The sequence below is a fragment of the Methylobrevis albus genome (assembly GCF_015904235.1).
Classification (GTDB): Bacteria; Pseudomonadota; Alphaproteobacteria; order Rhizobiales; family Pleomorphomonadaceae; genus Methylobrevis_A; species Methylobrevis_A albus.
Window position 1 is genome coordinate 1 of the sequence record NZ_JADZLT010000041.1, and the last position, 13,887, is coordinate 13,887.

At 69.9% G+C, this 13,887-nt stretch carries 14 protein-coding genes; 5 read left to right on the plus strand and 9 right to left on the minus strand.

Annotated features, from left to right (window positions below):
• Positions 1-72 precede the first annotated feature (72 nt).
• Entirely contained in the window at positions 73-999 is a 927-nt protein-coding gene (locus I5731_RS04465; RefSeq protein WP_197310171.1) for a carbohydrate kinase family protein, read from the minus strand.
• Positions 1,000-1,146: 147 nt separating this feature from the next.
• Here I5731_RS04465 and I5731_RS04470 point away from each other — a divergent pair, with 147 nt between their 5' ends.
• From I5731_RS04470 to I5731_RS04480, 3 genes are all read left to right on the plus strand, one after another.
• The gene (locus I5731_RS04470) at positions 1,147-1,776 is read left to right on the plus strand and encodes a DUF1131 family protein (RefSeq protein ID WP_197310172.1); all 630 of its coding nucleotides are present in this window, start codon (positions 1,147-1,149) and stop codon (positions 1,774-1,776) included.
• Complete coding sequence (gene meaB / locus I5731_RS04475) at positions 1,773-2,774, plus strand: methylmalonyl Co-A mutase-associated GTPase MeaB (protein WP_197310173.1); 1,002 nt, start codon at positions 1,773-1,775, stop codon at positions 2,772-2,774. The genes I5731_RS04470 and meaB overlap by 4 nt, the downstream gene beginning before the upstream one ends.
• 87 nt (positions 2,775-2,861) lie before the next feature.
• A complete protein-coding gene (locus tag I5731_RS04480; RefSeq protein WP_197310174.1) occupies positions 2,862-3,086 on the plus strand; it encodes a hypothetical protein in 225 nt (74 codons plus the stop codon).
• A gap of 19 nt (positions 3,087-3,105) precedes the next feature.
• Here I5731_RS04480 and I5731_RS04485 read toward each other — a convergent pair whose 3' ends face one another.
• The 3 genes from I5731_RS04485 to I5731_RS04495 all read right to left on the minus strand — a co-directional run bounded on the left by I5731_RS04485 (position 3,106) and on the right by I5731_RS04495 (position 6,171).
• The gene (locus I5731_RS04485) at positions 3,106-3,816 is read right to left on the minus strand and encodes an EAL domain-containing protein (protein WP_235981541.1); all 711 of its coding nucleotides are present in this window, start codon (positions 3,814-3,816) and stop codon (positions 3,106-3,108) included.
• 148 nt (positions 3,817-3,964) lie between these two features.
• Positions 3,965-4,984 (minus strand): asparaginase, encoded by a 1,020-nt coding sequence (locus I5731_RS04490; RefSeq protein ID WP_197310176.1) that lies wholly within the window; start codon positions 4,982-4,984, stop codon positions 3,965-3,967.
• Between the two features lie 23 nt (positions 4,985-5,007).
• Positions 5,008-6,171, minus strand: coding sequence for an aminotransferase (locus tag I5731_RS04495; protein WP_197310177.1), 1,164 nt, complete (start codon positions 6,169-6,171; stop codon positions 5,008-5,010).
• 250 nt (positions 6,172-6,421) lie between these two features.
• Between I5731_RS04495 and I5731_RS04500 the strand changes: the two genes are divergently transcribed.
• Positions 6,422-6,601: a DUF1328 domain-containing protein gene (locus I5731_RS04500; RefSeq protein ID WP_197310178.1), complete on the plus strand. Its 180-nt coding sequence runs from the start codon at positions 6,422-6,424 to the stop codon at positions 6,599-6,601.
• A gap of 232 nt (positions 6,602-6,833) precedes the next feature.
• On the opposite strand, the gene xylA is transcribed toward I5731_RS04500, so the two are convergent.
• The 5 genes from xylA to sthA all read right to left on the minus strand — a co-directional run bounded on the left by xylA (position 6,834) and on the right by sthA (position 12,692).
• Positions 6,834-8,150 (minus strand): xylose isomerase, encoded by a 1,317-nt coding sequence (gene xylA / locus I5731_RS04505; protein ID WP_197310179.1) that lies wholly within the window; start codon positions 8,148-8,150, stop codon positions 6,834-6,836.
• A gap of 1 nt (position 8,151) precedes the next feature.
• Entirely contained in the window at positions 8,152-9,609 is a 1,458-nt protein-coding gene (gene xylB / locus I5731_RS04510; protein WP_197310180.1) for a xylulokinase, read from the minus strand.
• A gap of 56 nt (positions 9,610-9,665) precedes the next feature.
• Complete coding sequence (locus tag I5731_RS04515) at positions 9,666-10,691, minus strand: LacI family DNA-binding transcriptional regulator (RefSeq protein ID WP_197310181.1); 1,026 nt, start codon at positions 10,689-10,691, stop codon at positions 9,666-9,668.
• Positions 10,692-10,949: 258 nt separating this feature from the next.
• On the minus strand, positions 10,950-11,270 hold the full coding sequence (locus tag I5731_RS04520; protein ID WP_197310182.1) for a heavy metal-binding domain-containing protein: 321 nt from the start codon (positions 11,268-11,270) through the stop codon (positions 10,950-10,952).
• A 27-nt stretch (positions 11,271-11,297) separates the two neighbouring features.
• Positions 11,298-12,692 (minus strand): Si-specific NAD(P)(+) transhydrogenase, encoded by a 1,395-nt coding sequence (sthA, locus tag I5731_RS04525; protein ID WP_197310183.1) that lies wholly within the window; start codon positions 12,690-12,692, stop codon positions 11,298-11,300.
• A 186-nt stretch (positions 12,693-12,878) separates the two neighbouring features.
• On the opposite strand from sthA, the gene I5731_RS04530 reads away from it, so the two are divergent.
• On the plus strand, positions 12,879-13,679 hold the full coding sequence (locus I5731_RS04530) for a GGDEF domain-containing protein (protein ID WP_197310184.1): 801 nt from the start codon (positions 12,879-12,881) through the stop codon (positions 13,677-13,679).
• Positions 13,680-13,887 lie beyond the last annotated feature (208 nt).

Consider the following 13,887-nt stretch of genomic DNA (forward strand, 5'->3'; position numbering starts at 1 on the left):
GAGGGGGGAGGCCACACGACGGACACCTCCATCCGCCCTGTGAAAAGTCGGCGACCCCGCGCCGACCCGGCCTCAGCCGAGTTCGTGCCGCCACGGCGGGTTGGCGCCCGGACGCGACACGGTGATGGCGGCGGCGCGGATGCCGAAGCTGGCGGCCGCGGAAATCTCGTCCGCCGTCATCGCGGCGAGCCGGTCGCGGTCGAGGAACCCGCCTTCATAGAGCGCGACCAGCAGCCCCGCCTGGAAGGTGTCGCCGGCGCCGATGGTGTCGGCCACGGTCACCTTGGCGGCGGCGACCTCTATGCGCCCGGCGCTGGCGTGATAGAGCACCACCCCGTCGCCGCCGCGCGTCACCGCGACGAGCCGGATGCCCATGCCGAGCCACTCGGCCGCCTTCGCGTCCCAGTCGGCGCCGTCGTAGAGGTATTCGAAGTCGGCGTCCGACATGCGCAGGATGTCGGTGTCGCGCATGAAGTCCTCCATGCGCTGGCGGTAGTCGTCACGGCTCTTCGTCAGGCTCGGGCGGCAGTTCGGATCGAGCGAGACGATAGTGTGCGGCCGGGCCGCCGCGACCAGCTTGCGATACTCCGCCGACGACGGGTCGTTCACCAGCGTCGTCGAGCCGACGTGCACCACGGCGACCTGGTCGAACGGGATCGATCCGGCGGCAAAGTGCCAGTTCCGCGCCGCCGTCGTCTCGTCATAGAAGGCGTAATGCGCCTCGCCGTTGACGAGCTTGACGAAGGCGAGGGTGGTCTCGGCGTCGGCGCGGGTGAGATAGCCGAGATCGACCTTCGAGGCGGCGAGGTGGGCGGCGATCATCTCGCCGAACATGTCGGTCGAGACGCCGGCGACCATGCCGGTCGGCGCGCCGAGGCGCGACATGGCGACGGCGATGTTGAGGCACGAGCCGCCGACCACATAGCGGTAGGCGTCGGCGCCGTCGGCGGTCTTGGCGGGAACGAAATCGATCAGGGCGTCGCCACAGGAGAGGAGCATTTGCCGTGCCTTCTTCTCGGTCTGTCGCCCGATCCTGTAGCGGCTGCGGCCGACTGCCGCAACGGGGGTTCGGCGGGCGCGATGCGGCGTGCGGCGGGGAAAACGCCGGGGCCGCGTCCAGTCGCCGCTTTGCGGGCCGTGGGGGGCATGCTATCGGCAGTTATGTCTCGAAATGGCCTCCGCCCGCTGTCCGCCCGCCGTGTCGTGATCGCCGTGCCGGTGTTCGCGCTGGCGCTGCCGGCCCTGATGCTCGCCGGCTGTGCCGCCTCCGTCGAGGACATCGCCTCCGTCCCGACCGAAACGCTGCTGATCGCCGGTGAAGCCGGGGTCGGCCCGATCAACGCCGCGACGCCGGCGAGCCGTGCCGCGCTCGAGGCGGCGCTGCCGGGCTTCACGGTCGAAGACGTCACCATGGCCGGCGAGACCAGCACCGCGACCGCGCTCGCCGCCTTCAAGGACGGGCTGCAGGTGCTGCAGGTGATCCCGGCCGGCAGCGGCGCGATCGGGGCGGTGCACGTCGTCACCCATCACGCAGCCGGCCCGAACGGCGAGCGCATCGGCATGTCGTTCGCCGAGGCGCGGCAGGACGCCAGCCTGTGCCGTCCCGGCATCGGCAACTGGCGCGGCATGCCGATCTGCGCGGCGCGCGGCGCCCCGGCCGTGACGCTGGTCTATTCGATCCCGAACTACGAGGCGACCGACCACCTGCCCGACCCGGCGACGATGGCGGGCGCAGCCCTGCAACGCATCGTCTGGACGCCCGGAGCCGCCTCGTGAACGCCCATGCCCACGGCCCCGCGCCGCTCGACCTCGACAAGCTCGCCCGCGGCATCCGGGCCGGCGACCGGGCGATGCTCGCCCGCGCCATCACGCTGGTCGAATCGCGCAAGCCCGCGCACCAGGCGCTGGCGCGCGAACTGCTGCAGGAACTCCTCGCCGAGACCGGCGGCGCGCTGCGCGTCGGCATCACCGGCGTGCCGGGGGTCGGCAAGTCGACGACGATCGACCAGATCGGCTCCAACCTCACCGCCGCCGGCCACAAGGTGGCGGTGCTCGCGGTCGACCCGTCGTCGTCGCGCACCGGCGGCTCGATCCTCGGCGACAAGACGCGGATGGCGCGCCTCGCCGTCGACCGCAACGCCTATGTCCGGCCGTCGCCCTCGGCCGGCACGCTCGGCGGCGTCGCGGCGAAGACCCGCGAGACCATGCTGCTCTGCGAGGCGGCGGGCTTCGACGTGGTGCTGGTCGAAACCGTCGGCGTCGGCCAGTCGGAGACGACGGTCGCCGAGATGGTCGACTTCTTCCTCGTGCTGATGCTGCCGGGCGCCGGCGACGAGTTGCAGGGCATCAAGAAGGGCGTGCTCGAGATCGCCGACATGATCGCCGTCAACAAGGCCGACGGCGACGGCGCAATGCGCGCCCGGGCGGCGGCGTCGGAATATCGCGCCGCGCTGCACATCCTCGCCCCGGCCTCGCCCGACTGGTCGCCGCCGGTGATCACGGTGTCGGGCCTCGCCAACGAGGGCCTCGACGCGCTCTGGGCCGAGATCGAGCGCTACCGCGACGTGACGCAGAAGACCGGCCGCTTCGCGGCGAAGCGTCAGGCGCAGCAGGTGCACTGGATGCGCGAGATGATCTTCGACCGCTTCCACGAGCGTCTCGCCCGCGACCCGGCAATCCGCAGTGCGGTCGCCGAGCGCGAGGGCGCGGTGAAGGCCGGCCGCATGGCCGCCTCGCTCGCCGCCGCGGAAATCGCGGAAATGCTCGGCCTCTGAGCCCGTCCCGCCAGAAAGTGACCGCCGGTGACCCGGAGCGGAACGGCTCTTGCTCTGTAGACGCGGGGCACGTGGCGGAGCACCGAAATGGATCGCAGGGCGTTTCTTTATGGCACTCTCGCCAGCATAGGCACCGCGCTGATGCTGGCCCCGGCACAGTCGCGCACCGCGCGCAAACCGGCCGTGAATGCGCTGTGCGTGCGGCCGTCCGAGGCGGCGCCGGTCGCGCCGAGCTGTCCGGCTCCGGCCGAAGGCATCCGCGCGACGATCGCCGACAATCCCGTCGACAGGCGCCCGCGCCTCGCGGACTAGGGGGCTGGTCCGACCCGGATCAGGCGGACGGCGCGGTCCGGGACTGCGGGAACACCGGCGGGGTCAGCGCCGCGACGGATGGCCGCCCGAAGTAGTAGCCCTGCATCAGGTCGACGCCCAGGTCGCGCAGCACCGCATACTCGTCGTAGGTTTCGATGCCTTCGCAGATCGTCGTCACGCCGAGGTCGGCGAGGATGCCGAGGGTGCCCTTGAGGATCGACCGCTTGACGCGGTCGGTGTCGATGTCACGCACGAGGTCCATGTCGATCTTGACGAAATCGGGCTGGAACTTCGACAGGATCAAGAGGCCCGAATAGCCCGAACCGAAGTCGTCGATCGCCGTCTTGAACCCCATCGCCCGGTAGGTCTCGAGGATGTTCAGGAGGTGGCCGGCGTCGAGTTTCTCGCTTTCGGTGAACTCGAAGATGATGCGATCCAGCGGGAATTTGAACTTCGTCGCGGTTGCCAGCGTCAGGCGGATGCAGGCGTTGGGCTCGTAGACCGCGTTCGGAAGGAAGTTGATCGAAAGGTAGGTTCCGTCATCGCCGAAGCCGAGGTCGGCGGCGATTTCGATCGCCTTGACCCTGCAGGTCTGGTCGAAGGCGTAGCGATTGTCGTCGGAGACCTGGGCGAGGACCTGCCCGGCGCCGGCGCCGTTGGCACCGCGCACGAGAGCTTCCTGGGCGAAGACGCTGCCCTCGACCACGTTCACGATCGGCTGGAACGCCATCGTGATCGGTAGATCGAAGCCGGCGCCATTCCGGCAGCCCTCGCACCTGACTTGAGAATGCATCTCGCCATCTCGCCTGTTCAACACGGACGAACCATACAACTCATTGTTTGAGTAAAAGTTCGAGTTGCGCCCGGCGAGGCTTGCGTCAGCTGGTGGGCAGCCCGGCGATTGCGGCCGTCAGGGCCGACGCCGCGCGGAGATCACCGACGTGCTCCTTGTTGCGGCTGACGATCGCCGGCCGCTGCAACGCGGCGAGCTCGTCGCCGAGGCCGAGCAGGGCGGCGAGCAGGTCCGCCGTCACCACCTCCGAGGCGCGGGCGGCGCCGTCGTCGATCTTGACCGCGATGCCGAGACCGCGCTCGGGCAGGGCGGCCGTGAACACACCCTCCGCGCCGGTCTTCACGAACGCGCGGGTGCCGAGCAGTTCCATCGACCTCGTGCAGAACCGCCCGGTGCCGGCGACCATGAACGGCTCGGCGGCGACCGCCGCGCGGATCCGCGCCGCCGCCTTCGCCCGCTCGGGCGCGAGGCCGGTGCCGGTGGCAAAGCGGGCGAAGCCGTGCGCGAGATGGGTGAGCGGCACCGCGAAGGTCGGGATCGAGCAGCCGTCCGTGCCGCAGAGGTCTTCGGCGAGCGGCGCGCCGGTCATCGTGGCGACGGCGTCGATCACTGCCTCCATCAGCGGGTGGCCGCGCTCGTTGTAGCCGGCGGGATCGGCGCCCATCGCCACCGCGGCGCAGACGAAGCCGGCGTGCTTGCCCGAGCAGTTGTTGTGGATGCGGCCCGGCCGCGCCTGCATCCGCGCGAGCCGCGCCTTGTCGGCCTCGCGCTCGGGCGGCTGCGGCCCGCAGGCAAGGCAGCCCTCGTCGCGGCCTGCGGCGGCGAGCATCGCGCGCGCGGTCTCGACATGGCGCTGCTCGCCGTTGTGCGACGAACAGGCGAGCGCGATCTGGGCATCCGTCAGCCCAAAGCGCGCGGCGGCGCCGCTCTCGAACAGCGGCAGCGCCTGGAACGCCTTCACCGCCGAGCGCGGGAACACCGGCAGGTCGACGTCGCCGAGCGACAGCAGCGTGCGGCCGTCCGCGTCGACCACGGCGACCGCGCCGCGATGGCGGCTTTCGACGACACCGCCGCGGGTGACTTCGACGAGGATCGGGTTGCTCATGCGGAAAAATGCTCCCGGGGGGATCAGGCGGCGCGCTTCAGCCAGCGGCCGAGCCGCTCGACGGCGGCGTCCAGCACCTCGTCGCGCTTGCAGAAGCAGAAGCGGATGAAGCGGGTCGGCGCATCGCCGGCATAGAAGGCCGACACCGGCACGGCGGCGACGCCGGCCTCGCGCGTCAGCCGGCGGCAGGCCTCGGCATCGTCGTCGATGCCGAGCGGGCCGGTGTCGGTGGTGACGAAATAGGTGCCCTGGCAGGGCATCACGACGAAGCCGGCGTCGGCGAGGCCGGCCGAGAGCCGGTCGCGCTTGGCGGCCTGTGACGCGGCGAGGTCGGTGAAATAGGCGTCGTCCATGCCGAGCCCGAGTGCCACGGCCGCCTGCAGGTTGGGCGGCGTCGTGAAGGTGATGAACTGGTGCGCTTTCGCGATCGGCCCCAGCAGATTCGGCGCCGCGGTGATGTAGCCGATCTTCCAGCCGGTCAGCGAGAAGGTCTTGCCCGCCGAGCCGATGCGCACGACGCGCTCGCGCATGCCGGGAAAGCTCATCAGCGTCTGGTGCTTCAGGCCGTCGAAGGTCAGGTGCTCGTAAACCTCGTCGGCGATCACATAGGCGTCGTGCTTCAGGCAGAGTTCTGCGATGAGGCCGAGCTCGGCCTCGGAGAACACCTTGCCGGCCGGGTTCATCGGATCGTTGAGGATGATCGCCTTGGTCTTCGGGCCGAAGGCGGCCGCGAGCCGGTCGGCGTCGAGCGCCCATTCGGGCGGCGTGATGCGCACGAACACCGGCGTGCCGCCGGCCTGGCGGATGATCGGCACGTAGGAATCGTAATAGGGCTCGATGACGATCACCTCGTCGCCGGGCGCGACGAGGCCGAAGATCGCGTCGGCGAGCGCCTCGGTGGCGCCCGAGGTGACCAGCACCTCGCGCTGCCAGTCGACGTCGAGGCCGTAGAAGCGTCGGTTGGCCGCCGCCACCGCCTGGCGGAGTTCCGGGATGCCCATCATCGACGGGTACTGGTTCGGCCCGTCGACCGCGACCTCCGCCGCCTTGCGGCGGATCTCCTCCGGCCCGTCGACGTCGGGAAAGCCCTGGCCGAGGTTGATCGCGCCCGTCTCGCGCGCGAGCGCCGACATCGCCTCGAAGATCGTGGTCGGCATGCCGGTGAAGATCGGATTGGTCGGCTTCATGGAGTTTCCGCAAGGTTTCGAGCAAGGCGGCGACGATAGGGCCGGGCGGGGGAGGGGGCAAGGGCGCGCACGGACGGCGACCGGGCGCCCGCGCGCCAAGGCTGCGCCCCGCTGCTCCCGCTTCGTTCACAACCGCGTCAGATGACCACGGAACCTTTCGCGACCGGCTCCGTTGACTCGCCAGAACCGATGCACGACGTCGCCGCGCATCCGAGGTCACTAAGGAAAGTTCAATACAAGGAGAATCACCATGATCGGTTGGGCTCTCACCTTTCTCGTCGTCGCTCTGATTGCGGCAGTTCTCGGTTTCGGCGGTATCGCCGGTACGGCTGTCGGCATCGCGAAGCTGATCTTCTTCGTCGCGATCGTCCTCTTCGTGATCTCGCTGGTCTACGGCCTGATCACCGGCCGTCGCCCCCCGGCGATCTGACCACCTTCTCCAGCGGAGCCAAAGGCCGCAGGTCGCCCCTGACCCGGCCGCGGCCCCTCCCATCCGCGGAGCGGAGAGTGGACGGCGACATCGCCGTCCACTCTGTCGCGACCGGGATCGTGCAGCCCTGATGTCCCCCCGCATCCCGGCTGCATGAAGCGAAAAGGCCGGACGGCGATTGCCGTCCGGCCTTTTTTTGTCTGCCGATCACCGCGCGCGTGCGGCTTTGCCGTCAGCAGAAGCGGTTGATCAGGTTCTCGAGATATTCCTGCTTGCCCGACACCGGCTTCGGGTCAAGCCCGGTCGTCTCGACGTGGGCGGCGAGGTCGTCCAGCGTCTTTTCGCCGGCGAGGATCGCCTTCGGCAGGTCGCCTTCCCAGCCCGCGTAGCGCGTCTCGACATGGGCGTCGAGGGTGCCGTCCTCGACGATCGCCGCGGCGGCGACCAGCGCCCGCGCCATCGCGTCCATCGAGCCGACGTGGCCGAGCAGCAGGTCCTCGGCGTCGAGCGACTGGCGCCGCACCTTGGCGTCGAAGTTGAAGCCGCCCGTGGTGAAGCCGCCGGCGCGCAGGATCTCGATCATCGCCAGCGTCAGCTCCGGCACGTTCATGCCGAACTGGTCGGTGTCCCAGCCCGCGGTGTAGCTGCCGCGGTTGAGATCGACCGAGCCGAAGATGCCGAGCGCGTTGGCGAGCGCCAGCTCGTGCTCGAAGGTGTGCTTGGCGAGCACGGCGTGGTTCTGCTCGATGTTGACCTGCACTTCCTTCTCGAGGCCGTAGGCCTTGAGGAAGCCGTACACGGTGGCGACGTCGAAGTCGTACTGGTGCGTCGAGGGCTCCATCGGCTTCGGCTCGATCAGGATCGCGCCCTGGAAGCCGGTCTTGTGCTTGTAGTCGACGACCATCGACAGGAAGCGGCCGAGCTGGTCGAGCTCGCGCTTAAGCGAGGTGTTGAGCAGCGTCTCGTAGCCTTCACGGCCGCCCCACAGCACGTAGTTCTGGCCGCCGAGCTCGCGGGTGACGTCGAACACGTTCTTCACCTGCGCCGCGGCGTACATGAAGATGTCCGGATCGGGGTTCGAGGCCGCGCCCGCCATGAAGCGGCGGTTGGAGAAGAGGTTCGCGGTGCCCCAGAGCAGCTCGACACCGGTCTCCTCGATCTTCTTCGCAAAGATGTCGGCGATGGTGCGGACGTTCTTGTTCGATTCGGCGAGGCTCGCGCCCTCCGGCGCGATGTCGCGGTCGTGGAAGGTGAAGAACGGCACGTCGAGCAGCGTGAACAGCTCGAAGCCGACCTCGGCCTTGAGCTTCGCCATCGCCATCTCGTCGCCGGGAGCGAACCACGGCCGCTCGAAGGTGGCGCCGCCGAACGGATCGAGGCCGGCGAAGGCGAGCGAGTGCCAGTAGCAGACGGCGAAGCGGAGGTGGTCCTCCATGCGCTTGCCGAGCACGACCTTGTTCTTGTCGTACCAGCGGAAGGCGAGCGGATTGCTGCTCTCGGGGCCTTCATACTTGATCGGCGTGATGTCGCCGAAGAATCCGGTGCTCATGTCAGTTCAATGCCTCCTTGATGGCGGGATAGAGGGCCCGGTAGCGGGCGTAGCGGTCGGCATAGGCGCGGGCGCGGCCGGCGTCCGGCTCGGTGACGAAGGCGGTGGGCGGCGGGGTGGCGACGCTGGTGAAGTCGGCGCCGGTGGCGGCGATCAGGCCGAGCCGCGCCGCACCGAAGGCGCCGCCGAAATCGCCGTCCTGCGGCACGTCGAGCGGCAGGTCGAGGATGTCGGCCATGATCTGCAGCCAGAGCTTGGAGCGCGAGCCGCCGCCGATCGCCGAGGCGCGCGTCACCGTGGTGCCGGCATCGGCGAGCACGCGCAGGCAGTCGCGGAAGGCGAAGCCGACGCCCTCGAGCACCGCCTGCGTCATCAGCTTGGCGTCCGCCTCGTGGCCGAGGCCGAGGAAGGCGCCGCGGGCGGCGGCGTCGTTGTGCGGGGTCCGCTCGCCCGAAAGATAGGGCAGGAAGGTCACCGGCGACGGGCCCGAGACGCTGTCGCCGAGCGCGGCGGTGAGGTCGGCGGCCGGTGTCTTCAGCAGTCCCGCGAGCCAGTTCAGGCTGTCGGTCGCGGAGAGAATGACGCCCATCTGGTGCCAGGTGCCGGGTACCGCGTGGCAGAAGGCGTGCACGCCGCCGTCGGTGTTGGGCGAATAGCTGGCGTTCGAGACGAACAAGACGCCGGAGGTGCCGAGCGACACGAAGGCCGAGCCCGGCGTCACCGTGCCCATGCCGACCGCGCTCGCGGCGTTATCGCCGCCGCCGCCGGCGACCACCGGGCTGCCGTCGATGCCGAAGCGGCGGGAAAGCTCCGGCCGCAGGCGGCCCGACAGCTCGGTGCCCTCGACGAGGCGAGGCATCTGGTCCCGGGTCATGCCGGTCGCCGCAAGCAGGTCGTCCGACCAGCGCCGGCCGGCGACGTCGAGCCACAGCGTGCCGGCGGCATCCGACATCTCGGACACCTTTTCGCCGGTGAGGTGCAGCCGGACGTAGTCCTTCGGCAGCAGCACCGTGCGCATCGCCGCGAACACGTCCGGCTCGTGGGCCGCGAGCCAGAGCAGCTTCGGCGCCGTGAAGCCCGGGGCGGCGACGTTGCCGGCGATCGCGCGCAGCCGCGGCTCGTTCGCCTCCATCGCCGCGCATTCGGCCGCCGAGCGGCCGTCGTTCCAGAGGATCGCCGGCCGGAGCGGCCGGTCGTCGGCGCCGAGCACGGTGGCGCCGTGCATCTGGCCCGACAGCCCGATGCCGGTGACGGCGGCCATCGCGGCGGGGTGCGCCGCGGCGAGGGCGTCGAGGGTGGCGAAGGTTGCCGCGATCCACGCCTCGGGGTCCTGCTCCGACCAGCCCGGCTGCGGCCGCGACACCGCGAGCGCCTCGCTGGCGCTGCCGATGATGCGCTGGGCGTCGTCGATGAGCAGGGACTTCACCGACGAAGTGCCGATGTCGATACCGATGTACATGCCGTTTCCTCGCTTCTGTCCGGTACGCGGATCAGACTTGTTATGGGGAGAGCACCTTACGGCAGGTTCTCGCGAAGGAAGATGTCGATGCGGATGCGTTCCTGCGCGTCGACGATCGGCAGGCCGGCGGCGAGCGCCTGCAGCACCCGCGCCGCCGAGCGCACCTCGTGGCCGCTGTCCTGGTTGATCACCGCGTCGATGCGCCCCTCGATCAGGGCGGTGCGGTTGGCGGCGGTGAGCTCGTGCGCGATCACCGTCACGGCGCCCGTGCGCCCGGCCGCCGCCACCGCCTCGACCACCCCGGCGCTGCCGGCGCCGACGTTGTAGAGCCCGGCGAGGTCGGGATGCGCGGCGAGGATCGCCGCCGTCGCTGCCCGGGTCGCCCCCGGTTCGTCACGGCCTTCGCGCACCTCGACCACGGCGATGTCGGCAAAGTCCTCGGCGAGCACCTGGCGAAAGCCGAGCTGGCGCTCGGCATGGTCGCGCAGCGCCAGCGCACCGGCGACGATCGCCACCTTGCCGCGCCGCTCGGCCAGGAACCGCCCCATCAGCGCGCCGGCCGTGCGGCCGGCGGCTGTGTTGTCGATGCCGATGAAGCGCTCGCGCTTCGAGGAGGGCATGTCGGAGACCAGCGTCACCACCGGCACGCGCGCCTCCGCAAGGCGGTTGATGCCCTCGCGCACCGCCGGATGGTCGAGCGCGACCAGCGCGACGCCGGCGAGCGGCAGTGCCGCAAGTTCGGTGAGCACGGCGCCGAGGCGGGGGCCGTCGAAGACGTCGACCCGGCGCACCTCGTAGCGGGCGCCGGGGAAGGGCAGCCAGTCGCCGAGCTGCTCGACGGCACCGGCGAGCCCGGCAACGAAAGGGTTCGCCCCGTCCGGCAGCACGAAGACGAAGCTGTTCGCGGTGCGCGCGACGCGGGCCGACAGCGCCGACGGCGCATAGCCGAGCCGCGCGATCGCCTCCTCGACCCGGCGCGCGCTGCGCGAGCCCTGGCCGACGCGGCCATTGAGGACACGGTCGACCGTCGCGACGCTGACCCCCGCCGCCTCCGCCACGTCCCTGATCGTCACCCGCGCCATGATCGCCGCTCATTCGAGTTGATGCGATCATTAATTTGATGTGATTACATCGTCAAGGGGGTGTCTTTCCGTGGGGCTTCCCCCTCCCTGTCCCTCCCCCGCTGCGCAGGAGAGGGGACGATGGGCGATGGGGCTTTCGCCTCACCAGCGCTTCGCCGAACCGAGACGCTCGTTGAAACAAAGCCCTAACCTCCTGCGTCCCCTCTCCTGCGAAGTGGGGGAGGGACAGGGAGGGGGGAGGCCCCACGGCACAACCCCTCACTCCACCGTCACCGCCGTCCCCGTCGCCGACACCATCAGCATCGACCCCGCCTTGCCCACCGTCTCGTAGTCGAGGTCGACGCCGACCACGGCGTTGGCGCCGAGGTCGCGGGCTTCGTCGGCCATCTCGCTGAGGGCGATGCCGCGGGCACGGCGGAGTTCGGCCTCGTAGGCGCCGGAGCGGCCGCCGACGATGTCGCGGATGCCGGCGAAGATGTCGCGAAAGATGTTGGCGCCGAGGATCGCCTCGCCGGTAACGACGCCGTGGTAGGCGGTGATACGGCGGCCCTCGATGGTGGGCGTGGTGGTGGTCAGCATGGGGGTCTCCCTGTCGTCGCCGTGCGCTCAGGCCCGCGACATCCGGTTCCAGGCATCGAGGCCGGCGATCTTGTAGGCTTCGGCGAGCGTCGGGTAGTTGAACGTGTTCTCGATGAAATAGTCGATGGTGCCCTTGAGGTTGAGCACCGCCTGGCCGATGTGGATCAGCTCCGTCGCGCCTTCGCCGACGATGTGGCAGCCGAGCAGGCGGCGCGTCTTCAGCGAGAAGATCATCTTCATCATGCCGGTGTTGAGGCCCATGATGTGGCCGCGCGAGGTCTCGCGAAACCGGGCGATGCCGCACTCGTAGGGAATGCCGCGCTTGCGCACCTCCTCCTCGCTCATCCCCACCGTCGAGATCTCCGGCACGGCGTAGATGCCGTAGGGAAAATAGTCCGGCGCCGGCGGCAGCGGCATCTCGAAGGCGTGGCAGGCGGCGACGCGGCCCTGCTCCATCGAGGTCGAGGCGAGGCTCGGGAAGCCGATCACGTCGCCGGCGGCGTAGATGTGCGGCACGGTGGTCTGAAAGGTCTTCGGGTCGACGGTGAGCCGGCCGCGATGGTCGGTGACGACGCCGATCGCCGCGAGGCCGAGCCCGTCGACCGCACCGACGCGCCCCGCCGCGAACAGCAGCATTTCGGAGCGCACCCGCCGCCCGCCGGCGAGCTTCGCCACCGGCCAGCCGCCGGCGTCGGTCTCGATTGAATCCACCGCGTCGCCGAGGCGAATGATGATGCCGCGGTCGCGCAGGTCGTGCGTGAATTCCTCGATGATCTCGCGGTCGATGAAATCGAGGAAGCTGGTGCGCGGTTCGACCAGCGTCACCGCGACGTCGAGGGCGCTGAAGATGGTGGCATATTCGACACCGATGACGCCGGCGCCGATCACGGTCAGGCTGCGCGGCAACCGGCTGAGGTCGACGATCTCGTCGCTGTCGAGCACGTGTCTGCCGTCGAACGGCACGTAGTCCGGCCGGAACGGCCGGGTGCCGACGGCGATCAGCACGTTGCGTCCCACGAACTCGGTGGTCTCGCCGGCGTCGTTGGTGACCGCGATGCGGTGCTGGTCGACGAAGTGCGCGGTGCCGAGCACCGTATCGACCGCGTTGCGCGCAAACTGGTGCTCGAGCACGTCGACCTCGTGGTCGAGCGTCTTGAACAGCCGCTGCATCAGGTCGTCGGCCTGGATGTCCTTCTTCACCCGGTAGGCGCGGCCGTAGAAGCCGCGCTCGCGCCAGCCGGTGAGGTTGAGCACGGTCTCGCGCAGCGTCTTCGAGGGGATGGTGCCGGTGTGCACCGACACGCCGCCGACGCGGCGGCCCTTTTCGATGACGAGGACGGACTTGCCGAGCTTGGCGCTCTGGACGGCGGCGCGGCGACCCGACGGGCCGCTGCCGATGACGATCATGTCGTAGTCACGCATGGGAGGGCTGCGGTCCGTTCCTTGGCCGACGCGGGGTGCGATCGGTTCATTCTGGCGAGATCCGGCGACGCCCCAATGACGGCGCCGCCGGGCCCGCCTTGCAATTGAGCATGCACAAGAAGCGCCAGACAGGCTTTCGAATCGGTTCGCGGGAAAATAAAACGACTTATCGTTCCGGGGGATGGCATGGATCAGTCGGTGGCGGCGGAGAAGCCGGGCGAAGGGCGGGCCGCCGGGCGGCGGTCGCTGCTCGGTCGCACGGTGCGCTACACGGCCCTGGCCGTGATCGCGTCGATGCTGGTGACCGCCGCGATCGAACTCGTCTTCGTCGTGCCGTTCATTCCCGACGTCGATCTCTGGATCGGCATGGCGATCGGGGCGGGCGTCGCGCTCCTCACCGCCACCCCGACGATCTACATCTTCCTCAGCATGCAGCAGCGCCTGACCGAGCTCCTCGGGCAGGTGCACCATCTCGCCGGGCACGACGACCTCACCGGCCTGCGCAACCGCCGCAGCTTCCTCGCCGAGGCCGCGCGCGGCTATGAGGCGTCGGGCCGCCCGGCCGCGCTGCTGCTGATCGACATCGACCACTTCAAGGCCGTCAACGACGACTACGGCCACGCCTGCGGCGACGCCGTGCTGCAGCGGACCGCCGCGGCGGTGGAGCGGGTGGCCGAGACGACCGGCGCGCTCAGCGCCCGGCTGGGGGGCGAGGAGTTCGTGCTGATGCTGACGATCGAGAAGACCGAGGACGCCGCCCTCGTCGCCGACGCGGTGCGCCGCTACGTCGAGGCGCAGCAGGTCAACTACCTCGGCGCCCGCCTCAGCGTCACCGTCAGCATCGGCGTCGCCGCCGCCCCCGGCGGCTTCCGCACCGACTGGCTGATGTCGCTCGCCGACAAGGCGCTCTACCGGGCGAAGGCGGAGGGTCGCAACCGGGTGGTCTGGTACCCGGCGCAGGCCGCGGCGGCGCGCGCGGCGGAGTGATCATATTTCTTCGGGCCAAGGACATGCGAAAGCTCTTCCCCCTTGAGGGAGAAGGCGGCGCGGCCCCGGATCAGCGAGAAGCTTCTGTTAAGTTTGGCTCCGAGGCAGACGCCCGGAGCAACAGCGAGAGAGGCGAAGAACCGAGAAATTCAGTGCTTCGGGCAATGGGCAAATCTGTCGTCTTCTGCTCGACTTAGTTGGTTGCACC